Source organism: Streptomyces sp. NPDC043952, from assembly GCF_056435325.1.
The window spans coordinates 241,740-268,433 of record NZ_JBWKES010000008.1 but is presented as its reverse complement, the minus strand read 5'-3'; the positions used below and the strand labels follow the sequence as shown (position 1 = coordinate 268,433).

The 26,694-nt window shown below is 72.7% G+C and carries 25 protein-coding genes, 1 pseudogene and 2 riboswitches; of the genes and pseudogenes, 12 read left to right on the top strand and 14 right to left on the bottom strand.

All coding sequences use genetic code 11. The annotated features are described in order from the left end of the window. Nucleotide 1 precedes the first annotated feature (1 nt). Nucleotides 2-736 carry an ABC transporter permease gene (locus AC069R_RS12790; protein ID WP_478766862.1) on the bottom strand — a complete coding sequence of 245 codons (735 nt, stop codon included), beginning with the start codon at nt 734-736 and terminating at the stop codon, nt 2-4. Continuing rightward, the gene (locus AC069R_RS12785; RefSeq protein ID WP_478766861.1) at nt 733-1,641 is read right to left on the bottom strand and encodes an ABC transporter ATP-binding protein; all 909 of its coding nucleotides are present in this window, start codon (nt 1,639-1,641) and stop codon (nt 733-735) included. Before AC069R_RS12785 ends, AC069R_RS12790 begins: the two co-directional genes overlap by 4 nt. Nucleotides 1,642-1,826: 185 nt before the next feature. On the opposite strand from AC069R_RS12785, the gene AC069R_RS12780 reads away from it, so the two are divergent. The 3 genes from AC069R_RS12780 to AC069R_RS12770 are packed head-to-tail and all read left to right on the top strand — an operon-like array spanning nt 1,827 to nt 6,088. Beyond that, entirely contained in the window at nt 1,827-3,698 is a 1,872-nt protein-coding gene (locus tag AC069R_RS12780; protein ID WP_478766860.1) for an ABC transporter ATP-binding protein, read from the top strand. Continuing rightward, on the top strand, nt 3,695-5,503 hold the full coding sequence (locus AC069R_RS12775; protein ID WP_478766859.1) for an ABC transporter ATP-binding protein: 1,809 nt from the start codon (nt 3,695-3,697) through the stop codon (nt 5,501-5,503). Before AC069R_RS12780 ends, AC069R_RS12775 begins: the two co-directional genes overlap by 4 nt. A gap of 12 nt (nt 5,504-5,515) precedes the next feature. Further along, nucleotides 5,516-6,088, top strand: a complete 573-nt coding sequence (locus tag AC069R_RS12770; protein WP_478766858.1) for a GNAT family N-acetyltransferase — start codon at nt 5,516-5,518, stop codon at nt 6,086-6,088. On the opposite strand, the gene AC069R_RS12765 is transcribed toward AC069R_RS12770, so the two are convergent. From AC069R_RS12765 to glgX, 5 genes and pseudogenes are all read right to left on the bottom strand, one after another. Then, nucleotides 6,021-7,256 (bottom strand): hypothetical protein, encoded by a 1,236-nt coding sequence (locus AC069R_RS12765; protein WP_478766857.1) that lies wholly within the window; start codon nt 7,254-7,256, stop codon nt 6,021-6,023. The genes AC069R_RS12770 and AC069R_RS12765 overlap by 68 nt on opposite strands. A 38-nt stretch (nt 7,257-7,294) precedes the next feature. Then, nucleotides 7,295-8,014, bottom strand: a pseudogene (locus AC069R_RS12760) (dolichyl-phosphate beta-glucosyltransferase); the annotation flags it as partial. An 86-nt stretch (nt 8,015-8,100) separates the two neighbouring features. Beyond that, complete coding sequence (locus AC069R_RS12755) at nt 8,101-8,595, bottom strand: hypothetical protein (RefSeq protein ID WP_478766856.1); 495 nt, start codon at nt 8,593-8,595, stop codon at nt 8,101-8,103. Nucleotides 8,596-8,598: 3 nt separating this feature from the next. Then, entirely contained in the window at nt 8,599-9,105 is a 507-nt protein-coding gene (locus AC069R_RS12750) for a SigE family RNA polymerase sigma factor (RefSeq protein ID WP_478766855.1), read from the bottom strand. Nucleotides 9,106-9,219: 114 nt separating this feature from the next. Then, entirely contained in the window at nt 9,220-11,451 is a 2,232-nt protein-coding gene (glgX, locus tag AC069R_RS12745) for a glycogen debranching protein GlgX (RefSeq protein WP_478766854.1), read from the bottom strand. Nucleotides 11,452-11,719: 268 nt separating this feature from the next. On the opposite strand from glgX, the gene AC069R_RS12740 reads away from it, so the two are divergent. The 6 genes from AC069R_RS12740 to AC069R_RS12715 all read left to right on the top strand — a co-directional run bounded on the left by AC069R_RS12740 (nt 11,720) and on the right by AC069R_RS12715 (nt 18,088). After that, nucleotides 11,720-12,943: a L,D-transpeptidase gene (locus tag AC069R_RS12740; protein WP_478766853.1), complete on the top strand. Its 1,224-nt coding sequence runs from the start codon at nt 11,720-11,722 to the stop codon at nt 12,941-12,943. A gap of 171 nt (nt 12,944-13,114) precedes the next feature. Next, nucleotides 13,115-14,332, top strand: coding sequence for a L,D-transpeptidase (locus tag AC069R_RS12735; RefSeq protein WP_478766852.1), 1,218 nt, complete (start codon nt 13,115-13,117; stop codon nt 14,330-14,332). 101 nt (nt 14,333-14,433) lie between these two features. Next, nucleotides 14,434-15,201 carry an enoyl-CoA hydratase/isomerase family protein gene (locus AC069R_RS12730; RefSeq protein ID WP_478766851.1) on the top strand — a complete coding sequence of 256 codons (768 nt, stop codon included), beginning with the start codon at nt 14,434-14,436 and terminating at the stop codon, nt 15,199-15,201. A gap of 324 nt (nt 15,202-15,525) precedes the next feature. Then, nucleotides 15,526-16,029 carry an ATP-binding protein gene (locus AC069R_RS12725; RefSeq protein WP_478766850.1) on the top strand — a complete coding sequence of 168 codons (504 nt, stop codon included), beginning with the start codon at nt 15,526-15,528 and terminating at the stop codon, nt 16,027-16,029. Between the two features lie 71 nt (nt 16,030-16,100). After that, entirely contained in the window at nt 16,101-16,901 is an 801-nt protein-coding gene (locus AC069R_RS12720; protein ID WP_478766849.1) for a polysaccharide deacetylase family protein, read from the top strand. After that, the gene (locus tag AC069R_RS12715; protein WP_478766848.1) at nt 16,901-18,088 is read left to right on the top strand and encodes a YncE family protein; all 1,188 of its coding nucleotides are present in this window, start codon (nt 16,901-16,903) and stop codon (nt 18,086-18,088) included. The genes AC069R_RS12720 and AC069R_RS12715 overlap by 1 nt, the downstream gene beginning before the upstream one ends. On the opposite strand, the gene AC069R_RS12710 is transcribed toward AC069R_RS12715, so the two are convergent. Further along, complete coding sequence (locus AC069R_RS12710) at nt 18,059-18,721, bottom strand: GNAT family N-acetyltransferase (protein WP_478766847.1); 663 nt, start codon at nt 18,719-18,721, stop codon at nt 18,059-18,061. The two genes, AC069R_RS12715 and AC069R_RS12710, sit on opposite strands and share 30 nt — an antisense overlap. Nucleotides 18,722-18,769: 48 nt before the next feature. Between AC069R_RS12710 and AC069R_RS12705 the strand changes: the two genes are divergently transcribed. Both AC069R_RS12705 and AC069R_RS12700 read left to right on the top strand, forming a co-directional pair. Further along, nucleotides 18,770-19,681 carry a MerR family transcriptional regulator gene (locus tag AC069R_RS12705; protein ID WP_478766846.1) on the top strand — a complete coding sequence of 304 codons (912 nt, stop codon included), beginning with the start codon at nt 18,770-18,772 and terminating at the stop codon, nt 19,679-19,681. Between the two features lie 60 nt (nt 19,682-19,741). Next, entirely contained in the window at nt 19,742-19,954 is a 213-nt protein-coding gene (locus AC069R_RS12700) for an EF-hand domain-containing protein (protein WP_478766845.1), read from the top strand. Nucleotides 19,955-20,006: 52 nt separating this feature from the next. Here AC069R_RS12700 and AC069R_RS12695 read toward each other — a convergent pair whose 3' ends face one another. The 6 genes from AC069R_RS12695 to gcvT all read right to left on the bottom strand — a co-directional run bounded on the left by AC069R_RS12695 (nt 20,007) and on the right by gcvT (nt 25,516). After that, the gene (locus AC069R_RS12695; protein WP_478766844.1) at nt 20,007-20,561 is read right to left on the bottom strand and encodes a glycoside hydrolase family 25 protein; all 555 of its coding nucleotides are present in this window, start codon (nt 20,559-20,561) and stop codon (nt 20,007-20,009) included. Then, nucleotides 20,540-21,145 carry a GNAT family N-acetyltransferase gene (locus tag AC069R_RS12690; RefSeq protein WP_478766843.1) on the bottom strand — a complete coding sequence of 202 codons (606 nt, stop codon included), beginning with the start codon at nt 21,143-21,145 and terminating at the stop codon, nt 20,540-20,542. Before AC069R_RS12690 ends, AC069R_RS12695 begins: the two co-directional genes overlap by 22 nt. A 38-nt stretch (nt 21,146-21,183) precedes the next feature. Further along, nucleotides 21,184-22,551: an L-serine ammonia-lyase gene (locus tag AC069R_RS12685; protein WP_478766842.1), complete on the bottom strand. Its 1,368-nt coding sequence runs from the start codon at nt 22,549-22,551 to the stop codon at nt 21,184-21,186. A 59-nt stretch (nt 22,552-22,610) separates the two neighbouring features. Beyond that, nucleotides 22,611-23,876, bottom strand: coding sequence for a serine hydroxymethyltransferase (gene glyA / locus AC069R_RS12680; RefSeq protein WP_478766841.1), 1,266 nt, complete (start codon nt 23,874-23,876; stop codon nt 22,611-22,613). 14 nt (nt 23,877-23,890) lie between these two features. Beyond that, a complete protein-coding gene (gcvH, locus tag AC069R_RS12675; protein ID WP_397983919.1) occupies nt 23,891-24,268 on the bottom strand; it encodes a glycine cleavage system protein GcvH in 378 nt (125 codons plus the stop codon). Between the two features lie 129 nt (nt 24,269-24,397). Continuing rightward, complete coding sequence (gene gcvT, locus AC069R_RS12670) at nt 24,398-25,516, bottom strand: glycine cleavage system aminomethyltransferase GcvT (RefSeq protein ID WP_478766840.1); 1,119 nt, start codon at nt 25,514-25,516, stop codon at nt 24,398-24,400. Nucleotides 25,517-25,560: 44 nt separating this feature from the next. Continuing rightward, nucleotides 25,561-25,673: riboswitch (glycine riboswitch) on the bottom strand. After that, nucleotides 25,674-25,771: riboswitch (glycine riboswitch) on the bottom strand. 178 nt (nt 25,772-25,949) lie between these two features. On the opposite strand from gcvT, the gene AC069R_RS12665 reads away from it, so the two are divergent. After that, nucleotides 25,950-26,663 (top strand): AAA family ATPase, encoded by a 714-nt coding sequence (locus AC069R_RS12665; protein ID WP_478766839.1) that lies wholly within the window; start codon nt 25,950-25,952, stop codon nt 26,661-26,663. Nucleotides 26,664-26,694: the final 31 nt, after the last annotated feature.

Below are 26,694 nucleotides of genomic sequence, written 5' to 3'. Positions count from 1 at the left end.
CTCACTCCCAGCGGAACCAGCGCGCCGCGCCCGCCGTGAGCAGCACCGCCCACAGCGCGAGCACACCCAGGTGCGCCCAGCCGGGCCAGTGGCCCGCGGCCGCCTGGTTCAGGGCCTCGGCCGCCGCCCCGAAGGGGGTGCACCCCACGATCCGGGCCAGCGTGTGCGGCATGCTCTGCACCGGCAGCCACACCCCCGCGCAGAACATCATCGGGAAGAACACCGCCGATCCGACCGCCCCCGCGATCTTCGTGGTCCGCGACAGCGCCGACAGCAGGGAGCCGAGGGCGAGCGAGGCCGCCGCCGTGAGCAGCAGCGCCAGCAGATAGCCGCCCGGCTGCGCGGGCAGTCGTACGCCGAACACCAGGCGGCCGGTCAGCAGCGCGAACAGCGCCGAGGCCAGCGCCACCCCGCCCTGCACCGTCATCTGCGCGGTCAGCAGCGCCACCGGCCGCACCGGGGTGGCCGACATCCGGCGCAGGATGCCCCGCTCCCGGTAGCCGGTGAGCACCTGCGGCAGCGACTGCGCCCCGCACAGCAGCAGCGCGATCAGCACGGCCACCGGCACATAGGCGTCGATGGGCCGCAGCCCGCCCATCGAGGCGTCGGCCTTCCGGAACGCGGGGAGCGAGCCGAGGATCGCCAGCAGCAGCGTGGGGAACAGGAACATCCAGAAGACGGCGGCCGGTTCGCGCCAAAAGAGCCGGAACTCGGTTTGCAGGACGGCGGTGTTCATGCCGTGGCCTCCTTGGTCAGGTCGAGGAACGCGTCGTCCAGGGTGGCGTCCACGACGCGAAGCTGATGGGCGGTGACGCGGTGCCGGGCGAGCAGGGTGAGGACCGCGTCGACGGTCGCGTCGGTGCCGGACAGGACGAGCCGGCCGTTCTGGTGCGCGATGGAGGCGAGCGCGGGCAGCGCGGCCAGCTCACGCTCGTCCAGCGGCGCCGACGGGGTGAAGCTGATGACGGTCGCGCCCGCCGAGCGGTGGATCAGTCCGGCCGGGGTGTCCAGGGCGGCCACCCGCCCCTTGTCGATCACCGCGACCCGGTCGCACAGCCGCTGCGCCTCCTCCATGAAATGGGTGACGAGCAGCACGGTGACCCCGCTCGCGCGGACGTCCTCGATCAGCTGCCAGGTGTCCCGGCGGGCCCGCGGGTCCAGGCCGGTGGTCAGCTCGTCCAGGACCACGATCCGGGGGCCGCCGATCAGCGCCAGCGCGATGAACAGCCGCTGCTGCTGTCCGCCGGACAGCTTCCCGAACCGGGTGCCGAGCTTGTCGGTGAGCCCCAGCCGCTCGGCCAGCGGCCGCCAGTCGGCGGGCCGCGGATAGAAGGCGGCGTACAGCTCCAGCGCCTCCCGCACAGTCAACTTGGCCTGGATCTCGCTCTGTTGCAGCTGGGCGCCGAGGAGCCCGGCGACCTGCGCGTGCTCGGCGACCGGATCGAGCCCGGCGACCCGGACCCGGCCGCCGTCGGGGACCCGCAGGCCCTCGACGCACTCGACGGTGGTGGTCTTGCCGGCGCCGTTCGGGCCGAGGATCCCGAAGATCTCGCCCTCCTCGACGGCGAAGGAGACGCCGTCCACGACGGTCCGGCCGCCGTACGACTTGCGCAGATCGGTGACTTCGATGACGGATGGCATGCACCGAGAATCCCGTCCGGCGACGGCCCGGCACATCGGCCGGCCCGCCCGATGTCGCATCAGCCGATCGGTTGATGCCGGACTACGACCCGGCGGGCGCCCAGGAAGCGTAGGACCAGCGGCGGAGCGGGGGCCGGTCAAAACTCGGTGGGCGATCCGGGTGCCACTCCGTACGCTCGTTCGCGATGCCCACGACACGTGAAACCGCCCAGGACAGATCCGCCGTGCGCAGCCTGCTGCGGCTGTGGCCGTATGTACGGCCGGTGCGGGCGCGGCTGCTCACCGCGGCCCTCGTCGCGATCGTCGCCTCCTGCACGGGCCTGGTGATCCCGCTGGTCCTCAAGTGGATGGTGGACGGCCCCGTCGCCGGCCGGGACCCGGCGGGGGTCTGGCTCGGCGCGCTGTACCTGCTGCTGCTCGGGATCGCCGAGGCGGTGCTGTTCGGCATCCGGCGCTGGCTCGTGGCCCGGCCGCTGTCGCACGTCGAGGCGCGGATGCGGGCCGATCTGTACCGGCATCTCCAGCGGCTGCCGGTCGCCTTCCACGACCGGTGGGCATCCGGTCAGCTGCTGTCGCGGGGCACCACCGATCTGATGCTGCTGCGCATGTTCCTCGCCTTCCCGCTGACGTTCCTGCTGGTCAACGGCGTCACGATCCTGGTCGGCGTGGCCATCATGCTGGCCCAGGACTGGCTGCTCGGGCTGGTCGTGCTGGTGCCCGCGGTGCCGGTGCTGTGGACGTGCGTGGTCTTCGAGGGGCGGTACGCGCGGGCGGCGCGGCGGGCCCAGGACCAGGTGGGGGACCTGACCACGCTGGTCGAGGAGAGCGTGCTCGGCATCCGTGTCGTCAAGGGGTTCGGCCGGCACCGCAGCCAGGCGCGGGCGTTCGCCACCCTCTGCGCCGAACTGCGGGGGACCGAGCTGCACAAGGCGCGGCTGCTGGCGGTCATCTGGGGCGTCATCGTCACCCTGCCGGAGGCGGCGATCGGGGCGGCGCTGGTGCTGGGCGCGGTCCAGGTCGCGGACGGGAACCTGTCGGCGGGCACGCTGGTGGCCTTCCTCAGCACGGCCCTCGCGCTGCGCTGGCCCGTGGAGTCGATCGGGTTCCTGCTGGCGATGAGCCAGGAGGCGGCCACCGCCACGGAACGGTACTTCGAGGCGATGGACGAGGCCCCGGAGGGCGAACCGGCCGGGCGTGGGGACGCTCACCGGCGCTCGCCGGGTGCCGCCGCGCCCACCCTCCCCCACGCTCGGCTTCGCTCGCGCGGGGGGACCCCCATCGCCCCAGCGGCACGACTGCCCGCGGCCGAACCGACTGCCGGACTCCGGTTCGAGGACGTCCAGTTCAGGTATCCCGACGCCGCCCCCGGCTCCCCGCCCCTCCTCCACCACATCGACCTGCACATCCGCCCCGGCGAGTCCATGGCCCTCGTCGGCGCCACCGGCAGCGGCAAGACCACGCTCACCGCCCTCGTCCCCCGTCTCCACGAGGTCACCTCGGGCCGGATCACCCTCGACGGCGTGGACATCACCGCCATGCCCCGCGAGGAGCTGCGCGCGAAGGTCGCCGTGGCCTTCGAGGAACCCACCCTCTTCTCCGCCACCGTCGGGGAGAACGTCCTCATGGGCGCCCCGGACGGCACCGGCAGGGACGAGCTCGACCGCGCCCTCGCCATCGCGCAGGCCGAGTTCGCGCACGCGCTGCCCCAGGGCACCGGCACCCGCGTCGGCGAGCAGGGCCTCAGCCTCTCCGGCGGCCAGCGGCAACGGCTCGCGCTGGCACGGGCCGTCGTCGGCCGCCCCCGGTTCCTGGTCCTCGACGACCCGCTGTCCGCGCTGGACGTGCACACCGAGGCCGCCGTGGAGGCCGCGCTGCGCCGGGTGCTCGCGGACACCACCGCGCTGATCGTCGCGCACCGCCCCTCCACCGTGCTGCTCGCCGACCGGGTGGCGCTGCTCTCCGGCGGCCGGATCGCGGCCGTGGGCACCCACCAGGAGCTGCTGCGCGGCAACGCCGAATACGCGCACCTCATGTCCGGCGAGGAGGACCACCGTTGACCGCCACCAGCCCCGAGAACCCCTTCGACCGGGACGTGCTGCCCTCCCCGCCCGGCGCCACCGCCGCCCTGCTGCGCTCGCTGCTCGCGCCGATGAAGGGCCGCGCCGCCCTGGCCGCCGCCCTGGTGCTGCTCCAGCAGGCGGCCGTGCAGGTGGGCCCGCTGCTGGTGGCGTACGCCATCGACCGCGCCGTACCGGCGTTCCGGGACCACCGGTACGGTCCGCTGATCGCGGTGGGCGCCGGCTATCTGCTGTGCGCGCTGCTCTCCGGCGGCCTCCAGGTCGCGTTCGTACGGCAGTCCGCGCGGGTCAGCCAGGACGTCCTGCTCGACCTGCGCGGGCGGATCTTCCGGCACGCGCAGGCGCTCAGCATCGACTTCCACGAGCGGTACACCTCCGGGCGGCTGATCTCCCGCTCCACCACCGACGTCGAGTCGCTGCGGGAGCTGATGGAGGACGGCCTTGAGGAGCTGGTGACGGTCGTCCTGTCCTTCGTCTACATCTCGGCGATGCTGCTGTGGCTGGACCTCGGGCTCGGCGCGGTCGCGGTGGCGTCCTTCGTCCCGCTGTACTACCTCATCCGGCTCTACCAGCGGCGCGCGGGACGGGTGTTCCGGTCCCGGTCCACGGCGATCGCGGCGGTGATCGTGAAGTTCGTGGAGACCATGAACGGCATCCGCCCGGTGCGCGCCTTCCGCCGGGAGGCGGCCAACGACGCCGCGTTCGCCGAGCTGAACCGCGCCCACGAGCGGACCAACGGGGACTCGATGCTGGAGATGGCCCGCTATGTGGTGGGCTCCCGGCTGGTCGCCAACACGGCGGTCGCGGGCATCGTGCTCTGGGGCGCCTACCGGGTGGCGTCCGGCTCGCTGGAGCTGGGCGTGCTGGCGGCGGCGGTGCTCTACCTGCGCCGCCTGTACGACCCGATCGACCGGCTCGGGATGTTCCTGAACTCCTACCAGTCGGCCGCCGCCTCCCTGGACAAGATCGCGGGCCTGCTCGCCCAGACGCCGTCCGTGCCCGAGCCGGTCACCCCGGCCGAACTCCCGCCCGCCCGCAGCGAGTTCCCCGGCCGCGAGGTGCGGTTCGAGGGGGTCGCGTTCGCCTATCGCACCGGCGGCGAGGTGCTGCCCCGCTTCGACCTGACCCTGCCGGCCGGGCAGACGGTGGCGGTGGTCGGCTCCACCGGCGCCGGCAAGTCCACGCTCGCCAAGCTGCTCGCCCGCTTCTACGACCCCACGCGGGGCCGGGTCCTGCTCGACGGGGTGGACCTGCGCGACCTGCCCACGGCCGAGCTGCGGCGCGGGGTGGTGATGGTGACCCAGGAGGCGTTCCTGTTCTCCGGGACCGTCGCGGACAACATCGCGATCGGCCGCCCGGACGCCTCCAGGGCGGAGATCGAGCGGGCCGCGAAGGTGATCGGCGCCCACGAGTTCATCAGCGCGCTGCCCGACGGCTACGACACCGACGTGCGCAAGCGCGGCGGCCGTATCTCCGCGGGCCAGCGCCAACTCGTCGCCTTCGCCCGCGCGTTGCTCGCCGACCCGGCCGTCCTCATCCTGGACGAGGCCACCAGCTCCCTGGACATCCCCGGCGAACGGGCCGTCCAGCGCGCCATGTCCACCGTGCTGCGCGGCCGTACCGCCGTGGTCATCGCCCACCGCCTGTCCACCGTGGAGATCGCCGACCGCGTCCTGGTGATGGCCGGCGGCCGCGTCGTCGAGGACGGCCGGCCCGCCGAACTCATCGCGGGCACCGGCAGCTTCGCCGACCTGCACCAGGCGTGGCAGGACAGCCTGGCCTGACCGGGAGACTCCGTGATCCGACCGACCGCCACCCCCCTGGACACACCCCGCCTGCGCCTCGAACCCCTGCGCGTCGCGCACGCGGCGGAGGCGGTACGCGTCTTCGACGACGTACGACTGCACACCTGGACCGGCGGCGCACCCGCCACCCTGGCCGAACTGGAGGCCCGGTACCGGCGCCAGTCGGCCGGGCACTCCCCGGACGGCTCGCAGGGCTGGCTGAACTGGATGCTGCGCAGGCTCGCGGACGGGCGGCTCGTCGGCACCGTGCAGGCCACCCTCTCGGCATCGGACGGAGGCCACACCGAGGCCGGACTCGCCTGGGTGATCGGCGTCGGCCACCAGGGCGAGGGCTACGGACGGGAGGGCGCGCTCGCCATGGCCGCGTGGCTGCGCGCCCGCAGGGTGGACCGGCTGACCGCGCACATCCACCCCGGACACGAGGCGTCCCAGGGCATCGCGCGGGCGCTCGGCCTGCGGCCGACGGGCCGGGGCATCGGCGGCGAGGTGCTCTGGACTACGGCACCCCCAGCTCGAACAGCGCGTACCCCGCGTACGAACCCGAGGCCACGGCCGCGAAGGTGAGCACGGTGCACAGCATCGGCAGCGACAGCCGGCGCAGCGCGGTGGCGAGCGGCAGGAAGAGGGGGAAGCAGGGGAGCAGGTAGCGCGAGACGTTGGCGAAGATCTGCTGGCTGCCGAGGACCAGGGCCAGGGTGAGGACGGTGTACACGACCAGCACCGCCGGCGGGCGCAGCCGGATCAGCAGCGGGAGCAGCGTGAAGGCCAGCAGCACCACGCCGACGCCGATCATGTCCGCGTAGGGGTAGGCGAACAGGTAGTCGCCGAACCGGCCCACCGGCACCGAGCGCAGCACGTCCAGGGTCTGGCTGCCGTAGTCGAAGCGGTGCGCCCACGCCCCCGACTGGAGCTTGAAGTAGCCGCCGAGGTCGCCCATCCGGTCGCCGACCCAGAGCAGATAGCCGAGCAGCCCGAGCGGGGCCAGCGCCAGCGCGGCCAGCGGGCGCGCCACTCCGTCCTCGCCCCGGCGCACCGCCAGCAGCGCGGCCACCGCGAGCGCGGCGATCAGGGCCCCGGCCGTGGGCCGGTTGAGGCCGGCCGCGAAGGTGAGCACCCCGGCGGTGAGCCAGCGGCGGGTCAGCACGGCGTGGCAGGCCCAGACGGCCAGGGCCACGTAGAGGGAGTCCGAGTAGACCGCCCACTCCACGCCCGAGCCCGGCCACACCGCCCACAGCCCGGCCGCGGCGAGCCCCGCGCGGCGCCCGCCGAAGCGTTCCGCCACCGCGTGGACGCCGAGCGCGGCCGCGAAGGACGCGAGGATCGACACCAGCAGCCCGGCGCCGTACGAGCCGAGGCCGGTCACCGCGGAGGTCATCCGGATCAGCGCCGGGTACAGCGGGAAGAACGCCGCCGAGTTGCCCTCCAGCGTGATCATCCCGGTGGCGCCCGGCACGGGGACGAGCTTGGGGTCGTAGCCGTGCAGCGCGATCTGCTGGTACCACCAGCCGTCCCAGGTGGCCAGCACGTCCCAGGCGTGCGCCCCGCCGCCGAAGCGGGGGTCCTTGCCGCGGTAGTCACCGGCGGCGGACAGCAGGTACATGAAGGAGAGGAACCCGGCCAGCTTCAGCGCGCCGAACACACCGAGGACCGGGCCGTGCCGGCGGGCGGCGGCGCGCAACCGGGAGCCGGGCGCGAGGGCCGGGGCGAGGGGCCGCGGCAGGGTCGCGGTCACGCTGCCGGGCGGGGACGGCGGGCGCGCGGACCCGAGGCGGCCAGGGTGCGCCGCATCCGGGCGATGCCGCGCAGGTCGGCCAGCGCGGTGGCCAGGATGTCGACGCTGCTGTCCGGGTCGTCCACCCAGTCCACCGGCACCTCGTGGATCCTGAGCCCGGCCCGCTCGGCGAGCACCAGCAACTCGGTGTCGAAGAACCACTCCTCGTCCCGCACCAGCGGCAGCAGCCGCTCGGCGGCCTCGCGGCGCACCGCCTTGAACCCGCACTGCGCGTCCGAGAAGCCGACGGCGAGCGCCCAGTGCAGCAGCACGTTGTAACACCGCGAGATCACCTCGCGCCTGGGCCCGCGCACCACCCGCGCGCCGGACGCCAGCCGGGTGCCGATGGCCAGGTCGGAGTGGCCGGAGATGAGCGGCGCGACGAGCGGCAGCAGCGCCGCGAGCCCCGTGGACAGGTCGACGTCCAGATACGCCAGCACCGGCGCCCGCGAACCCGACCAGGCCGCCCGCAGCGCCCGCCCGCGGCCCTTCACCGGCAGCCGGAGCGAGGTCACCTCGGCCAGATCCAGGGCGAGTCGGGCCGCGATGCGCTCGGTGCCGTCGGTGCTCGCGTTGTCGGCGATCGTGATCCGGAAGGGGTAGGGGAAGGTGTCCCGCAGATGCGCGTGCAGCCGCCGGACGTTCGGCTCCAGGTCCTTCTCCTCGTTGAACACCGGGACGACCAGGTCGAGTACGGGCTCGTCGTGGTGGGTGGGCAGCGGGGCGCGGCGGGGCGCCGGGGCCTGGGCCGGCGCGGAGTACCGGCCCGGTCGGATGCTGAGCAAAGGGGATCCCCCGTTCGGTGTCACCTGGCGGTGGTCGTGGTGGTCGTGGGCGGCGGCGGGTACGACGTGGTCGGCGCCGTACTGGGAGCGCCGGGCGGTACCGAACTCGACGACGGGTCCGGGGCCGACGTGGGCGGAGCAGTCGGCGTGGTGCTCGGCGCGGCCGACGGCGAGGGCGCCGGACTGGTCGTGGGCCGGGGCCCCGGCGCGCCGGGCCGCACCTCGGTGGGCCCGTGCGGCCACAGGAACAGCCCGAGGCCGAGCCCCGCGACCACCGCCGCGGAACCGGCGGCCCGGCAGACCGCCCGCACCCGGCGCCGGGTGCGCACGCGGGCGCGCAGCCGCTCCCGGTGCCGCGCCTCGAACGGGGCCGGCTCCAGCGTCCCGTGCATCAGCCGCGCCAGCCCCTGCTCGAATCCGTCGGGCCCGCCGGCCCCGCCGGGCCCCTCGACCCCACCGGTTCCGTCGGCCCCCTCGGCCTCGCCGGTCGCGTCCCTGTGATTACCGAGCTTCATCACTCACCCCACCGGCTCGATGACGTCCGACAGCAGTTGCCGCAGCCGGGCCACCCCGCGCGCGGCATGGGAGCGTGCGGTGCCGACCGGGCAGCCGAGCGTCTCGGCGACCTGCCGGTCGGGCATGTCCTGGTAGTAGCGCAGCACCACGGCGGCCCGCTGCCGCGGCGTCAGCTGTGCGAGCGCCGCCTCCAGCCGGGAACGCTCGGCCACGGTCGCCGACAGATCGCCGGCCGCCGCCACCTCGGGCAGCTGCTCCACGGGCCGCTCGCCCCACCAGCGCCGCCGCGCCGAACGGGCCGCCGCCCGCGCCAGCACGGTGCGCACATACGCCTCCGGCGCCTCGCCGGCCACCCTCGGCCAGGCGAACCACAGCTTGACCAGGGACTCCTGCAACAGGTCCTCGGCCCGATGCCGATCGCCCCCGGTGAGCAGACGGGCCAGATGGCACAGGACCGACCAGCGGGCCGCCACGAACGCGTCGTACTCACCGGCCCGAGCCTGCTCCATTCCCACGGGTCCTCGTCTCTCGCCGGCGCTTCTCACCAGAGGTAAGGCCCTGGACCCCCGCGCGCGCTGCACCGGACGTGCGTGATCCATGTCACGCACAGCCCGCGCACAGGCTCAGACGACCCGCAGCAGCAGCACCGCCCGCCCCGGCACCGTGAGTTCCGCGCCCGCCGGGTGCACCGTGCCGGGCGCCGCCGACTGGTCCTCGCGGGAGGTGTCCACCACCACCTCGTACCGCTCGGCCCACGGCGGACCCGGCAGCACGAAGCCGGCCGGGGTCTCGCCCGCGTGCAGCACCGCGAGGAAGCTGTCGTCCACCACCCGCGCGCCCCGCTCGTCGCGGCCCGGAATGTCCCGCCCGGACAGGTACATGCCCAGCGTGGCGGCGGGCGCGTACCAGTCGGCCTCGGTCATCTCCGCGCCCCGCGCCGTGAACCAGGCCAGGTCCCGCAGCCCGTCCGCGGTCTGCGCCCGCCCGGAGAAGAAGGCGCGGCGGCGCAGCACCGGATGCCGGTGGCGCAGCGCGATCAGCCGGGCGGCGAGGGCGAACAGGGCCCGCCAGCCCGGCTCCTCCAGCAGCGACCAGTCGAGCCAGCTCGTCGCGTTGTCCTGGCAGTACGCGTTGTTGTTGCCGCCCTGGGTGCGCCCCAGCTCGTCGCCTGCCACCAGCATGGGCACGCCGGTGGACAGCAGCAGCGTGGTCAGCAGATTGCGCAGCTGGCGGCGGCGCAGGGCGCGGACCCGCTCGTCCGCCGTCTCGCCCTCCGCGCCGCAGTTCCAGGACCGGTTGTCGTCGGTGCCGTCCCGGTTCTCCTCCCCGTTGGCCTCGTTGTGCTTGCGCTCGTACGACACCAGGTCGCGCAGCGTGAAACCGTCGTGCGCGGTGACGAAGTTGACGGAGGCGTACGGGCGGCGCCCGCCCCAGGCGTACAGGTCGCTGGAGCCGGAGAGCCGGTAGCCCATCTCGCGCACATCGGGCAGCGCGTGCCGCCAGAAGTCCCGCACGGTGTCCCGGTACCGGTCGTTCCACTCGGCCCACAGCGGCGGGAAGGCGCCCACCTGGTAGCCGCCCGAGCCGATGTCCCAGGGCTCGGCGATGAGTTTGACCCGGCGCAGCACCGGGTCCTGGGCGATCACCGCGAGGAAGGGGGAGAGCATGTCCACGTCGTGCATCGAGCGGGCGAGCGCCGCCGCCAGGTCGAAGCGGAAGCCGTCCACGCCCATCTCGGTCACCCAGTAGCGCAGCGAGTCGGTGATCAGCCGCAGCACCTGGGGCCGGACCACGTGCAGGGTGTTGCCGCAGCCGGTGTAGTCGGCGTAGCGGCGGGCGTCGTCCTGGAGCCGGTAGTAGGCGCGGTTGTCGATACCCTTCAGGGACAGCGTCGGCCCCAGCTCCCCGGCCTCCGCGGTGTGGTTGTAGACCACGTCGAGGATGACCTCGATGCCGGCCGCGTGCAGCGCGCGCACCATCCGCTTGAACTCGCCGACCTGCTGCCCGGCCGTACCGGTAGCGGCGTAGCCGGCGTGCGGGGCGAAGTAGCCGATGGAGTTGTAGCCCCAGTAGTCGGCCAGGCCCCGGCGCAGCAGGTGGTCCTCGTGCGCGAACTGGTGGACCGGCAGCAGCTCCACGGCCGTGACGCCCAGCTTCATGAGGTGCTCGATCGCGGCCGGGTGGGCGAGCCCCGCGTAGGTGCCGCGCAGGTGTCCGGGGATGCCGGGGTGCAGCTTGGTGAAGCCGCGGACGTGCAGCTCGTAGATGACCGAGTCGGCCCAGGGCGTCTTGGGGCGGCGGTCGTCGGACCAGTCGTCGTCATCGTGGACGACGACACCCTTGGGGACGTACGGCGCCGAGTCCCGGTCGTCGCGCACCGTGTCGGCGGCGTGCTGCTCCGGCCAGTCCCGCACATGGCCGTACACCTCGGCCGGCAGGGTGAACTCGCCGTCCACCGCGCGGGCGTACGGATCGAGGAGCAGCTTGGCGGGGTTCCAGCGGGCGCCGGTCCACGGGTCCCAGCGGCCGTCCACCCGGTAGCCGTACCGCTGTCCGGGCAGCACACCCGGCACGAAGCCGTGCCAGATCTCGTGCGTCAGCTCGGTCAGCGGCACCCGTGTCTCCCGGCCGTCCGCGTCGAACAGGCACAGCCGGACCGCTTGCGCCCCGGCCGCCCACAGCGCGAAGTTGGTGCCCTCCACCCCGTCCGGACCGACCCGGAACCGGGCCCCCAGCGGGGTCGGCGACCCCGGCCACACCGCCGGGGCGGGCACCGGGGCGCGCCGGGCGCCGTTCGTCGAGGGCACCACGGCCCGCCCTCCGGCCGGTGCCCGCTGCTCGGCTGCGCTCGTCACCTGTCGGCCCCTCTTCCAGTGGCTCGGCCGGGAGCGGCGCAGCCCCGCGCGCCGGGCCGCCGGGCGGCCCCGAAGGCACCCGGACGGACCCGGCGCGGCCCGGCGCTCCGGGCCGCCGGCGAACCCGGCCGCCCGGTGCGGCCGCGCCCCCCGGCTCCGGTGCGGGCGCGGCGGTCGGCTCCCTGACGTGTCGTCCTTCCCACAGTTCTGCCCACCGCATGGCTCGCACTCACGTTTCCCCGGAGCATGCCCGGTCGTTGAGCAGCGCGTGAGGCACGTACATGGGCGCGCACGGCGCGCGGGGGCCGCACTGGCGGCCGTACTGACATGGGCCGGACTGCTGGCCGGTTGCTCCGCGGGCGGCTCGGGCCCGCTGGGCCTGGGCGGCAGACCCGGCGGGACTTCGGCACCGAAGGACGCGATCCGGATCGCCCCGGACGACGGCAGCAGGGCGGTCCCGCAGAACCGGCGGCTGCGGGTGAGTGTGCCCGACGGCCGCCTGGAGAAGGTGAAGGTCGTCAGGGAACAGGACGCGCGGGCCACCCCGGTGCGCGGACACCTCAGCGCCGACGGGCTGACCTGGCGGCCGGACGACGACCGGCTGGCGCTCGCCGCCCGGTACACCGTGGACGCGGTGGCGCTGGACTCCGCCGGGCGCCGCTCGGCCCGGCACGCCTCCTTCACCACCTACGTCCCCGACAAGAGGTTCATCGCCTACGCCACCCCGGAGAACCGCTCCCTCGTCGGCACCGGGGAGATCGTCTCCCTGGCCTTCAGCACGGACATCGTGAACAAGGCCGCCGTCGAACGCGCGGTGCGGATCACCGCGCGGCCCGCGGTGGAGGTCCGGGCGCACTGGTTCGGCAAGAACCGCCTCGACTTCCGCCCCGAGCACTACTGGAAGCCCGGCACCAAGGTCACCGTCGACCTCGCCCTGCGGGACGTGGAGGCCGCCAAGGGGGTCTACGGGCTCCAGTCCAAGTCCTTCTCCTTCACCATCGGGCGCAGCCAGGTCTCCCTGGTCGACGCGGCGGCGCACACCATGCAGGTGCGGCGCGACGGCCGGCTGCTGGCCACCGTCCCGATCACCGCGGGCTCCCCGGAGAACCCCACCTACAACGGCAAGATGGTGGTGATGGAGATGCTGGAGGAGACCCGGATGAACAGTCAGACGGTCGGCTTCGGCGGCGAGTACGACATCCCCGACGTCCCGCACGCCATGCGGCTCACCGACTCCGGCACCTTCCTGCACGGCAACTACTGGGACCCGACCGCCCCCGGCGTGGCCAACGTCAGCCACGGCTGTGTGGGTCTCAGGGACGTCCAGGGCGGCAGTTCGGACACCCCCGCCGGGTGGTTCTTCGACCGCAGCCTCGTCGGTGACGTGGTGGAGATCGTCAACAGCCAGGACAAGACCGTCGACCCCGGTAACGGGTTCGGCGGGTGGAACCTGTCCTGGCAGGCATGGAAGGCGGGTTCCGCGGTGAAATAACCACGTGGACGGCCACGGGCGGTGCGCGGGGGGACGGTTCGGGTGGCAGGCGGACGTTGCGACGGAACGGTGACCGACGCCTGACATCCCGCTCACATCAGGGCAGTTAATATGCGCGCACCAACTGTGGTGGGGAGCGGGCCGGGCAGGGCCCTGCGAGGGGAGAACGACGTGAACGTGCGGCCGATATCGGGGGCGTCGGTGGCGAGGCGGCGGCGCGCGGCCGGGGGGCTCATAGCCGGCTCCCTGGTGCTCGCGCTCGCGGCGTGCGGCGGGGGCGGGGGCGGCAAGGACGACGGCAAGGGCGTCGCGACCCAGCAGGGCCGGCCCGCCACGGCCGACGTCAGCATCGCCCCGGAGCAGGGTGCCACGGGCGTCGCCACCGACGGCGCCCTCAAAGTCAGCGCGGCCCGCGGCAAACTGACCGACGTCACTGTCAAGGACGCCAAGGGCGCGAAGGTCGACGGCAGCATCACCGCCGACGGCGCCTCCTGGACGCCCTCCGCCCATCTGGCCGCCGGCACCAGGTACACGGTGCACGCCGTCGCCAAGGACACCGACGGCAAGACCACCACCAAGGACTCCAGCTTCACCACCCTCACCCCGAAGGCCACCTTCACCGGCTACTTCACGCCCGAGGACGGCTCCACCGTCGGCGTCGGCATGCCGTTCTCCGTCAACTTCTCGCGGGGCATCACCCACCCCGGAGCCGTCGAGAAGTCCATCAAGATCAAGACGGACCCGCCGGTCGACGTCGAGGGCCACTGGTTCGGCAACGACCGCCTCGACTTCCGCCCCGAGCACTACTGGAAGCCCGGCACCAAGGTCACCGTCGACCTCGACCTCGACGGCGTCGAGGGCCGCGCCGGCGTCTACGGCAAGCAGCACAAGACGGTGTCCTTCACCATCGGCCGCGACCAGGTCTCCGTCGTGGACGCGAGCAAGCACACGATGAAGGTCACCCGCGACGGCAAGGTGATCAAGACCCTCCCGGTGACCACCGGCAAGCCCGGCTACGACACCTGGAACGGCCAGATGGTCATCAGCGAGAAGCTGGCCGTGACCCGGATGAACGGCGACACGGTCGGCTACGGCGGCGAGTACGACATCAAGGACGTCCCGCACGCCATGCGCCTGACCACCTCCGGCACCTTCGCGCACGGCAACTACTGGGGCGGCGACGCCTTCGGCAACTACAACGCCAGCCACGGCTGCATCGGCCTGCGCGACGTCAAGGGCGGCTACGACTCCTCGACGCCGGCCGCCTGGTTCTTCGACCACTCGATCCTCGGTGACGTGGTCGTCGTCAAGAACTCCCACGAGAAGACCGTGGACCCGGCGAACGGGCTCAACGGGTGGAACATGTCCTGGGCGGACTGGAAGAAGTAGCCCCTCCTCGGGGCTAGGTGTGCCTCCCGCGGTGTGCGGGCCAGGTGCTGTGACCTACGGCACCGGGCCCGCCGCCGTTAGTCGCCGTTAACCTGAGCCGTATGACCGTCACACTCGATGTCGCCGAAGGCGTCGGCACGCTGCGTCTTGACCGCCCCCCGATGAACGCGCTGGACGTCGCCACTCAGGACCGGCTGAGGGAACTCGCCGAGGAGGCCACGCGCCGCGAGGACGTACGCGCCGTGGTGATCTACGGCGGGGAACGGGTGTTCGCGGCGGGCGCGGACATCAAGGAGATGCAGAACATGGACCACACCGCGATGGTCCTGCGCTCCCGCGGCCTCCAGGACGCCTTCACCGCCGTCGCCCGCATCCCCAAGCCCGTCGTCGCCGCCGTCACCGGCTACGCCCTCGGCGGCGGCTGCGAACTCGCCCTGTGCGCCGACTTCCGCATCGCCGCCGACAACGCCAAGCTCGGCCAGCCCGAGATCCTGCTCGGCCTGATCCCCGGCGCCGGCGGCACCCAGCGCCTGCCCCGCCTGGTCGGCCCCTCCAAGGCCAAGGACCTCATCTTCACCGGCCGCATGGTCAAGGCCGAGGAGGCCCTCGCGATCGGCCTGGTGGACCGGGTCGTCCCGGCCGCCGAGGTCTACGAGCAGGCGCACGCCTGGGCCGCCAGGCTCGCCCAGGGCCCGGCCGTCGCGCTGCGCGCGGCGAAGGAGGCCGTCGATGTCGGTCTGGAGACCGACATCGACACCGGACTCGCCGTCGAACGCAACTGGTTCGCGGGTCTGTTCGCCACCGAGGACCGCGAGCGCGGCATGCGCAGCTTCGTGGAGGAAGGGCCGGGCAAGGCCAAGTTCCTCTAGATGGCGCGTGGTTGGCGAAGGCTCTCCGGAGTTTCTTGAAACGCGGACTGAACTCCCTTGAGTCCACCACCAGTTGACGTGTCGTCTCATACGGGTCCCTCGATGGGGCGGATTATGGGAGCCTTAAAGCACCCTTAAGTCTGTCCGGTCGAGGGAGCCCCGCGATTGCCCGGAAGTGAGTCGTCCTCGCAGCTCAGCCGGGGTGTACCGGCTAGTGACATGCCGTCGGCATATGCCAGGTGCGCGGTGTGCAACGGGGGCGTACGGGGGGCGTATTCCTCCGGAACGGCCCCCAAGACGGCTTGCGGCGGCCATCATGGGGGCATGGCGGGGCTGGAGGGCATCGAACAGCCGCGGGGACACAGCCGCGCATCCGCGGCACGCTGGTCGCCCACGGTCGAGGACGAACAGGCGCTCAAGGCGCTCGAACTGTTCGGCAATCCGACGGAGCGCGAGGTGCAGTTGCCCTCCCGCCCGGAATCCGCCGCCACCGCCCGCCGCCTCGCCCAGGTCGTCGTCCTGCGCACCTGGCGGCTCACCCCCAAGCTGGCCGAGGATACGGTCCTGCTCGTGTCCGAACTGGTCGGCAACGCGGTACGGCACACCGGCGCCCGCGTCTTCGGCCTGCGCATGCGCTGCCGCCCCGGCTGGATGCGCGTCGAGGTGCGCGACCCCTCCCGCGGGCTGCCCTGTCTGATGCCGGTCCAGGAGCTGGACATCAGCGGCCGGGGCCTGTTCCTGGTCGACAAGCTGTCCGACCGCTGGGGCGTCGACCTGCTGCCGCGCGGCAAGACGACGTGGTTCGAGATCCGGGTGAACGAGCGATAGGCGGCGCCCGCGGCGCGCCCCCCGGACGCCGATTCGGACAAAACGCGTGTTTCTTACCTTTCATCCCTTAAATGGCGCGCGTGACCACCACCAACCGCCGTGACGCGCTGCGCGCGGGCGCCGGGCTGCTCGCGGGCGGCGCGCTCGCCGCCGGCTGCGCGACCGGCCCGGCCGCCCCGACCGCCGCCACCGCGTCCCCCACCGCCACCCCGCAGGCCCCCTCCGCCACCGTGCGCGCGTCCACCGCCCCGGCCCCCCGCGCCTACCCCGGCCTGCCCGCCCAGATCACCCACGGCCCGCGCACCCGGCCACAGGTCGCGCTCACCTTCCACGGCCAGGGCGACCCGGACCTCGCCCGCACCCTGCTCACCAGAGCCGAACGGCACGGCGCCCGTCTCACCGTGCTCGCCGTCGGCACCTGGCTGGACGAACACCCCGGCATCGCCCGCCGCATCCTCGACGGCGGCCACGACCTCGGCAACCACACCCAGCACCACATCTCCGTCAACGACCTCGCCGAGGCCGACGCCCGCAAGGAGATCGCCGACTGCGCCGACCGGCTCCGCCGGCTCACCGGCTCCATCGGCACCTGGTTCCGCCCCTCCCGCGCCCCGACGGCGTCGGCGCTCGTCGCGGAACTGGCCCGCCAAGCGGGCTACCCGCACGTACTGTCGTACGACGTCGACTCGCTCGACTACACCCGCCCCGGCGCCGCCGCCGTCACCCGCAAGGTCCTCTCGGAGGTGCGCGAGGGGTCGGTGGTGAGTTTGCATTTCGGGTACGAGGACACGGTCGCCGCCCTCCCCGACGTCCTCACGGAACTCGGCCGCCGCCACCTGCGCGCCGTCACCACCACGGAGCTGCTGAGCTGATGCGAACCACGAAAGCCGCCCGCCGGCTGGCCGCCGGTGCCGCCCTCGCCGCCCTGGCCCTGGTGTCCGCGTGCAGCGGGCAGGGCGCCCGGCACGAGACCCAGAGCCTCGGCAGCAAGCCGCCGGCCCAGCCCCAGGTGGACCAGGCGCGGGTGAACGTGCTGCCCGGCATGCCCCCGGTCCAGGACCCCGCGGACGTCTACGCGGCGGACCGGCCGGGCCTGCTCTCCCCGGTGGTCAGGGACTTCCCCTCACGGGTGTACGTGCCCAACACCAACTCCGACACCGTCACCGTCATCGACCCGAAGACCTACAAGGTCATCGACACCATCCCGGTCGGCCGCCAGCCCCAGCACGTGGTGCCCTCCTGGGACCTGAAGACCCTGTGGGTCAACAACGACCTCGGCAACAGCCTCACCCCCCTCGACCCGCGCACCGGCAAGGCGGGCAAGCCGGTCGCCGTGCACGACCCGTACAACCTGTACTTCACGCCCGACGGCAAGTACGCGGTCGTCATGGCCTCCATGGACCGCCAGCTCGTCTTCCGCGACGCCCACACCATGAAGACCGTCAAGGCGGTGCCGGTCGACTGCTACGGCGTCAACCACGCGGACTTCTCCCGCGACGGCCGCTACTTCATCGTCTCCTGCGAGTTCAGCGGCGAGATCCTGAAGGTCGACACCGCGGGGATGCGGGTGATCGGCCAGCAGAAGCTGCCCGTGCACGGCTCCATGCCGCAGGACGTCAAGATCTCCCCGGACGGCAAGCGCTTCTACATCGCCGACATGATGGCGGGCGGGGTGTGGATCCTGGACGGCGACCGCTTCACCAAGCCGGCCTTCCTCGCCACCGGCAAGGGCGCGCACGGCCTCTACGTCAGCCGCGACTCCCGCGAGATGTACATCTCCAACCGGGGCGAGGGCAGCATCTCCGTCTTCGACTTCGCCCGCAACAAGCTCACCAGGAAGTGGGAGCTGCCCGGCGGCGGCAGCCCCGACATGGGCGGCGTCTCCGCCGACGGCAAGGTCCTGTGGCTCTCCGGCCGCTACGACGCCGAGGTGTACGCCATCGACACCCGCACCGGCCGGGAACTGGCCCGCATCCCGGTCGGCAGCGGCCCGCACGGCCTCGCGGTCTACCCCCAGCCGGGCCGCTACTCACTGGGCCACACGGGCGTCTTCCGCTGAGGCGGGGGGCTGGAGCAGCAGCTCCGCGCCGACGGACGCGTAACCGGCCGCCTGGAACGCCCGCAGACTCCGGGCGTTCCCCGGCGCCACCTGCGCCCACAGCGGCTCGCCCACCAGGTGCCGGGCCGCGCCCGCCAGCAGCCGCCCCAGACCCCTCTCCCGCGCCCCCTCGTCCACCTCCACCGAGACCTCCAGCCGCCCGGCCATCCCACGGCCCGTCACCAGCACCCCGCCCGCCGCCCGCCAGGCCCGCACCGCCTCGCGGCGCTCGCGGGCGTAGCGGATGCGGGGATGACCGGCGTCCCGGATCTCCGTCAGCGCGAGCGGGGGCGCGCCGGGGAGCGGAGTGGCCGCCAGCACCGCGTCGACCGTCTCCGCCCGCCGCCCGGTGCGCTCCAGCAGCGCGGTCAGGAAGCGCGGGTGCAGGGCGGCGGCCAACGGATCGCACTCCGGGCCGCGCAGCGCCTCGTACACCCACGCCGGGTCCTCGTCCGTGACGACGACGGAGTGCGCGGTGAACGCCAGCACGCCCGCGTGCCGCGGCGAGGGCTGCGGCAGGACCGTCGTACCCCCGTCCGCCGGCGGGAACACGCCCCGGACCGCACCGTCGAGAATCTCCCGCAAGGCCGCCAACCCGTCCCCCTTGAGTCTCCACCCGCTGGAAGGCCCAGACTCCCAGACATGAACGACGACGGCACCGGACTTCTCACCATCGGCGAGCTGGCACGGGCCACCGGACTGACCGTGCGCACCATCCGCTACTGGTCCGACGAGGGCGTGCTCACCCCGGTGACCCGCTCCTCGGGCGGCTACCGGCTGTACGACGCCCCGAGCGTCGCCCGGCTCGAGCTGATCCGCACCCTGCGCGAGCTGGGGCTCGGCCTGGACGACGTGCGACGGGTGCTGACGGGAGAGCGGACCGTGGCACAGGTCGCGGCGGCGCACGTGGCCGCGCTGGACGCGCAGATCAGGTCGCTGAAGGTGACCCGTGCGGTGCTGTCGTCGGTCGCGAGACGTGGTTCGAGTGCGAAGGAGACGACCCTGATGAACAAACTGGCCCGGCTGTCGGCGGCCGAACGGCAGCGGATCGTGGCGGGGTTCGTGGCGGAGGCCCTCCAGGGGCTCGACGCGGTGGACCCCGAGGTGCGCGAGCGGCTGCGCGCCACCACGGTGGACCTGGCGGACGACCCCACGCCGGAGGAGGTGGACGCGTGGGTGGAGCTGGCGGAGATGCTCCAGGACCCGGAGTTCCGCGCGCAGATGCGCCGGGCGATGGAGCTCAACGCGGCGGACGGGGCGCCGGGGGAGGGGCGCGGCCGTTCGCTCTGGTTCGCCAAGCGGCTGGTGGAACTGGTGGCCCCGGCCCGTGAGCGGGGCGTCGCCCCCGAGTCACCGGCGGCGGAGCCGGTGCTGCACGACCTCTTCGGCGACGCGGCGTACGAGGACGTCCTGGAGCGCATGGCCGCCGGCTTCAACGACCGGGTCGCCCGCTACCGCGAACTCGTCGCCCTGGTCAACCGCGCCCCCGCGCCGCCGCACGCCGAGGACTTCGCCTGGGTGGTCGCGGCACTGCGTGCCCGCACGGACAGCTAATCTGACCAGCGTCAGTACGCCTGCACGGCACAAGAAACACGAACAAAAAGGGGCGGATCGGTGGCGGACATCGAGGAAGCACGCAAGGAATTCCAGCGGATCGACGCGGACGGAGACGGTTTCATCACCGCCGCCGAGTTCAAGTCCGCCCTGGCTCAGGGCGGCGACTGGAACGTCACCGACACGGTCGCGGAGGCCATCATCAAGTCCCGTGACCTCGACGGCGACCAGGTCCTGTCCTTCGACGAGTTCTGGACCTACCTGAACAAGTGACACGGGCCGGCAGGGGTGCCCCGTCTCACGGGAACGGGCACCCCTGCGTGCGTCAGCCGGCCGCCCACTCCTTCAGCGCCGCCTTGGACGAGAAGTCGGCCACGTCCTTGTCGAGGGGCTGGCTCGCGTACTGGTGGAAGCGCCACTTGGCCTTGATGCGGGGCTTGCCCGCGGTGACGTAGTCGGCGATCCACAGGCCGTCGCCCGCATACGACGTGCGGTCGATGTTCAGCCAGAAGTCCCGGTTGGTGTAGAGCACGACCCGGTTGTGCGGGCGCAGTTGTTTCAGCTTGCGGATGAAGGAGTCCTTCTCCGCGTTGCTGGCATGGGTGCCGTCGCTGGTGGGCTCCCAGTCGACGGCGAGGATGTCACCGGAGCGCTCCGGCGCGTGCTGGAGGAAGTAGTCGGCCTGGGCCGAGAGATCGCCCGGCCACAGGAAGTGGTAGAAACCCACGACCAGTCCGGCGTCGCGGCCGGTCTTGGTCTGCGCGGTGAGGCGGGGGTTCACATACGAACGGCCCTCGGTCGCCTTCATGAAGACGAAGGAAAGGCCGTCCGTGTCATATGACGTGGACTGGAAAGAACTTACGTCGATGCCGTGGAGCATGCAGAGTTTGTGCCCCCCGCAGGGCCCTCCGGAAACTTGCCCCCGGTCGCGGGGCGATTCAGACGCCAGATCGCGTCGATACCGCAGCCCGACGGCGCCGCCGGCCCGGGCGCCTGCTCACGCCGGAGCTCGGTGAAGCCCAGTCGGCGCGGAACGGCGCGACTGGGGGCGTTCGCCAAGTCGTGCGCGATCTCCAGGTAGTCCACGTCCGGCAGCGCGAACAGCTCCCCGGCCAGCGCCGCCGTCGCCCGCGTCGCGATGCCCCGCCCCACGGCCGCGGGATGCAGCCAGTACCCCAGCCGCAGCCCACGGGGCTCGGCGCGGTACGCCTGGCACATCCCGACGAGCCGGCCGTCCATTTCGACGGCGTAGTTGTACAGCTCCCCGCTCTCCCACTTCGCCTCGGAACGCGCCAGCAGTTCCCGCGTGCTCTGCTCGTCGTGACCGTCGGCCCAGGGCATCCACGGCCGCAGATGATCCCTGGATTCCGCTATCAGCGTGAACAGTTGAGCGAAATCACGCTCGCCCCGTAAACGCCGGAGCGCGAATTCCGCGCACTCGATGAGCTGACTCGGTCGGTCCATGGAAGCCATGATTGTGCCGCGGACCGATCATGTAAATGTCAGCACTCGATAATGTTCACCGCGAGGCCGCCCCGCGCGGTCTCCTTGTACTTCACCGACATGTCCGCGCCGGTCTCCTTCATGGTCTTGATGACCTTGTCGAGGGAGACCATGTGCGAACCGTCCCCGCGCATCGCCATCTTGGCCGCCGTGACCGCCTTCACCGCCGCCATGCCGTTGCGCTCGATGCACGGGATCTGGACGAGGCCGCCGACCGGGTCGCAGGTCAGGCCCAGGTTGTGCTCCATGCCGATCTCGGCGGCGTTCTCCACCTGTTCGGGGGTGCCGCCCAGGACCTCCGCGAGGGCGCCGGCGGCCATGGAGCACGCGGAGCCGACCTCGCCCTGGCAGCCGACCTCGGCGCCGGAGATGGAGGCGTTCTCCTTGAACAGCATGCCGATCGCGCCCGCGGCCAGCAGGAAGCGGACCACGCCGTCCTCGTCCGCGCCCGGCACGAAGTCGATGTAGTAATGCAGCACCGCGGGGATGATGCCGGCCGCGCCGTTCGTCGGGGCGGTCACCACCCGGCCGCCGGCCGCGTTCTCCTCGTTCACCGCCATCGCGTAGAGCGTGATCCACTCCATCGCGCGCGCCAGCGGCTCGCCCTCGGCGCGCAGTTGGCGGGCGGAACCGGCCGCCCGGCGGCGGACCTTGAGGCCACCCGGCAGGATGCCCTCACGGGTCAGACCGCGCTGCACGCACCCGCGCATCACCCGCCAGATCTCCAGCAGACCGGCGCGGATCTCGTCCTCGGTGCGCCAGGCCCGCTCGTTCTCCAGCATCAGGGAGGAGATCGACAGGCCGGTCTCCTTCGTCAGGCGCAGCAGCTCGTCGCCCGTGCGGAAGGGGTACTTCAGGACCGTGTCGTCCAGCACGATCCGGTCCGCGCCGACCGCGTCCTCGTCCACCACGAAGCCGCCGCCGACCGAGTAGTACGTCTTGGTGAGCAGCTCCGCGCCCGAGGCGTCGTACGCCCATATCGTCATGCCGTTGGCGTGGTACGGCAGGGCCTTGCGGCGGTGCAGGATCAGGTCGTCGTCGAAGGAGAAGGCGATCTCGTGCTCGCCGAGGAGCGACAGCCGCCCCGAGCGCTTGATCGACTCCACCTTGTCGTCGGCGGTCTCCACGTCGACCGTGCGCGGGGAGTCGCCCTCCAGGCCGAGCAGCACCGCCTTGGGGGTGCCGTGGCCGTGTCCGGTCGCGCCCAGCGAGCCGTACAGCTCGCAGCGCAGGGAGGCGACCGAGGCCAGCAGTTCCTCGTTGCGCAGCCGGTGCGCGAACATGCGCGCGGCGCGCATCGGGCCGACCGTGTGGGAGCTGGACGGGCCGATGCCGATCGAGAACAGGTCGAAGACCGAGATGGCCACGGTCACTCCTTGGGGCAGTGGTGGGGCACCCGACCATGGGCGAGTGCCCCACCGGGGGATTACTTGCTCAGAGCCGGGTACAGCGGGTGCTTGGCGGCCAGGGCCTCGACCCGAGCCTTCAGCGCCGAAGCGTCGTGGGACGGCTTCAGCGCCTCGGCGATCACGTCCGCGACCTCGGCGAAGTCCTCGGCCGTGAAGCCGCGGGTGGCGAGGGCGGGCGTGCCGATCCGCAGGCCCGAGGTGACCATCGGGGGACGCGGGTCGTTCGGGACCGCGTTGCGGTTGACCGTGATGCCGACCTCGTGCAGCCGGTCCTCGGCCTGCTGACCGTCCAGCTCGGAGGCGCGCAGGTCGACCAGGATCAGGTGTACGTCCGTACCGCCGGACAGCACGTTGATCCCGGCCGCGCGCGCGTCGTCGGCCGTCAGGCGCTCGGCGAGGATGCGGGCACCGTCCACCGTACGCCGCTGGCGCTCCTTGAACTCCTCGGAGGCCGCGACCTTGAAGGACACCGCCTTCGCCGCGATCACGTGCTCCAGGGGGCCGCCCTGGAAGCCCGGGAAGACGGAGGAGTTCAGCTTCTTCGCGAACTCCTTCTTCGCGAGGATGATGCCGCCGCGCGGGCCGCCCAGGGTCTTGTGCGTCGTGGAGGTGACCACGTCCGCGTGCTCGACCGGGTTCGGGTGCAGACCGGCGGCGACCAGGCCGGCGAAGTGCGCCATGTCGACCCACAGGTACGCCTCGACCTCGTCGGCGATCCGGCGGAACTCCGCGAAGTCGAGCTGCCGCGGGTACGCGGACCAGCCGGCGATGATCACCTTGGGGCGGTGCTCCTTGGCGAGCCGCTCGACCTCGGCCATGTCGACCAGGCCGCTCTCCTCGTCCACGTGGTAGGCGACCACGTCGAACTGCTTGCCGGAGAAGTTCAGCCGCATGCCGTGGGTCAGGTGGCCGCCGTGCGCCAGGTCCAGGCCGAGGATGGTGTCGCCGGGCTGGGCCAGCGCGAACAGGGCCGCCTGGTTGGCGGAGGCGCCGGAGTGGGGCTGCACATTGGCGTACTCGGCGCCGAACAGCTCCTTGATCCGGTCGATGGCGATCTGCTCGGCCACGTCGACGTGCTCGCAGCCGCCGTAGTAGCGGCGGCCGGGGTAGCCCTCGGCGTACTTGTTGGTGAGGACCGAGCCCTGGGCCTCCATCACCGCGAGCGGCGCGAAGTTCTCGGACGCGATCATCTCGAGCGTGGACTGCTGGCGGAGCAGCTCGGCGTCGACCGCGGCGGCGATCTCCGGGTCCAGCTCGTGCAGGGGCGTGTTCAGGACAGTCATACGGCTACGACTCCTCAGCCGGCGATGTGGGCGTCGTACTCGGCGGCGGAGAGCAGGTCGCCCGGCTCCTCCGTGACGCGCACCTTGAACAGCCAGCCGCCCTCGAAGGGCTCGGAGTTCACCAGCGACGGGTCGTCGACGACGTTCTCGTTGACCGCGGTGACCTCGCCGGTGACCGGGGAGTACAGGTCGGAGACCGACTTGGTGGACTCCAGCTCACCGCAGGTCTCGCCCGCCTCGACGGTGGAGCCGACCTCGGGGAGCTGGGCGTAGACCACATCGCCGAGCGCGTTGGCCGCGAACTCGGTGATGCCGACCGTCGAGACGCCGTCGCCGGCGGCCGACAGCCACTCGTGCTCCTTGCTGTAGCGCAGCTGCTGGGGGTTGCTCATGGCCTGAATTCTCCTGTACGCGCGGGAGTGCTGATGACGGGGGGAGCGCGGTGACCGCCGGTGGGCGGGCGAATGTGCGCAGGGTCACGCGGCCGCCCGGCGGGGGCGGGGCGCAAGCGGGCTCGCTGTCTACTTCTGGCGCTTGTAGAACGGCAGCGCCACGACCTGGTAGGGCTCGTGGGTGCCGCGGATGTCCACGCCGACGCCCTCGGTGCCGGGCGCGGCGTGCGCGGCGTCCACGTAGGCCATGGCGATCGGCTTGCCCAGGGTGGGGGAGGGGGCGCCGGAGGTGACCTCGCCGATCACCTTGCCGTCCGCGACCACCGGGTACCCGGCGCGCGGCACCCGACGACCCTCGGCGATCAGGCCGACCAGGACCCGCGGGGGGTTCTGCGCGGCGCGCTCGGCGGCCTCGGCGAGCGCCGCGCGCCCCACGAAGTCGCCCTCCTTGTCGAACTTGACCACCCGGCCGAGTCCGGCGTCGAAGGGGGTCAGCGAGGTGGTCAGCTCGTGCCCGTACAGCGGCATGCCCGCCTCCAGGCGCAGCGTGTCCCGGCAGGACAGTCCGCACGGCACCAGGCCGGCGCCCTCGCCCGCCTTGGTCAGCGCCTGCCACAGCTCGACCGCGTGCTCGGGCTTCACGAACAGCTCGAAGCCGTCCTCGCCGGTGTAGCCGGTGCGGGCGATCAGTGCGGGGACGCCGGCGACGGTGCCGGGCAGGCCCGCGTAGTACTTCAGACCGTCCAGGTCGGCGTCGGTGAGGGACTTCAGGATGCCGGGGGAGGCCGGGCCCTGGACGGCGAGCAGGGCGTAGGCGTCCCGGTCGTCGCGGACCTCGGCGTCGAAGCCGCCGGAGCGCTCGGCCAGCGCGTCCAGGACCACCTGGGCGTTGGAGGCGTTGGCCACGACCATGTACTCGGTCTCGGCGAGCCGGTAGACGATCAGGTCGTCCAGGATGCCGCCGTCGGCCCGCACGATCATCGTGTAGCGGGCGCGGCCGACGCCGACGGAGGCGATGTTGCCGACCAGGGCGGTGTTCAGGAAGGCGGCGGCCTCGGGGCCGGTGACGGTGATCTCGCCCATGTGGGAGAGGTCGAACAGACCCGCCTTGGTCCGCACGGCCAGGTGCTCGTCGCGCTCGGAGCCGTAGCGCAGCGGCATGTCCCAGCCCGCGAAGTCGGTCATCGTCGCACCGAGCGAGCGGTGCACGGCGTCCAGCGCGGTGTGTCGGAGTTCGGTACTGCTCATCGGTCGGTCGTCTCCCAGGGCAACAGGGATGGGGCGAGGAACGTTCCTCCCCATCTGTCATCGGAACCTGAGAGGTTCGCCGGGACCGCCACGGGGGCGACCACGGCTTGCACCTTGGGTGGGGCCGCCGTCGCGGCGGCCCGCTTTTCAGATGTGCCTCGCCCGCGCGGTAACGGGGCCTGAGAGATTCAAGGGAGGGACTTGCTCCTTCGGCGCCCCAGCGAAGCCTGCTGGGGACTCTCCCGCGCGGATTCAAACGGCCGGTATGCAGTTGGCGGCCACATCATTGCACGTCGGGCCGCCGCCCGTCAGGGGCCGCTTCCGTAACCGACCTGTGGCGGTACGCGCACCCACCCGTGGCACACCGGCCATTACCTTCCCTTTACTTCCACTGGGCATGGATATTGCGAACCACAAGGGGAGGATGATCACGGTGAACAGGACCATGGCGCACGCGACCGGCATCCCGGCGCCGAGCGGCCCCACGCCCCGCGAGCACGCCGCGCCGCGCGAGCGCCCGGCATTCCCCGATCGCGCCGCCCGCCCCGCGCCCGGCGTGCTGGACCTGCGCGGCCGGCCGCCCCGGCGGCCCGACACCCTCCGCTTCGGCCCCCGCGACATCGTGGTGGTCACCGGACTGCCCGGCAGCGGCAAGTCCACGCTGATGCGCCGCGCGGTCACCGCCCGCCGCCTCGACTCCCAGGACACCCGCGCCCGCTTCGCCGCCCGCCTGCCCCGCCCGCTGCCGTACGCCCTCTACCGCCCCCTGGCGCGCGCCGCGCACTACTGGGCCCTGCGCCGCGCCCTGCGCACGGCACAAGGGCTGGTGGTGCACGACTGCGGGACCCAGCCCTGGGTGCGCCGCTGGCTGGCCCGCGCCGCCCGCCGCTCCGGCGCCACCCTGCACCTGCTCCTGCTGGACGTGCCCGCGGAGGCGGCCCGCGCGGGCCAGCACCGGCGCGGCCGGACCGTCTCCCGCCGCGCCTTCGCACGCCACCGGCGCACGACCGCCCGGCTGCTCGGCGCGCTCGGGCGGGGCGAGGTGCCCGCGGGCTGCGGTTCGGCGGTGCTGCTGGACCGGGCCGCGGCCGACGCCGTACAGCGGATCGTGTTCACGGAGTACGGCTCTGTCACCGGTACCCGTTAGCCTTCATGGTCACCAGTGGTTTCCAGCAGGC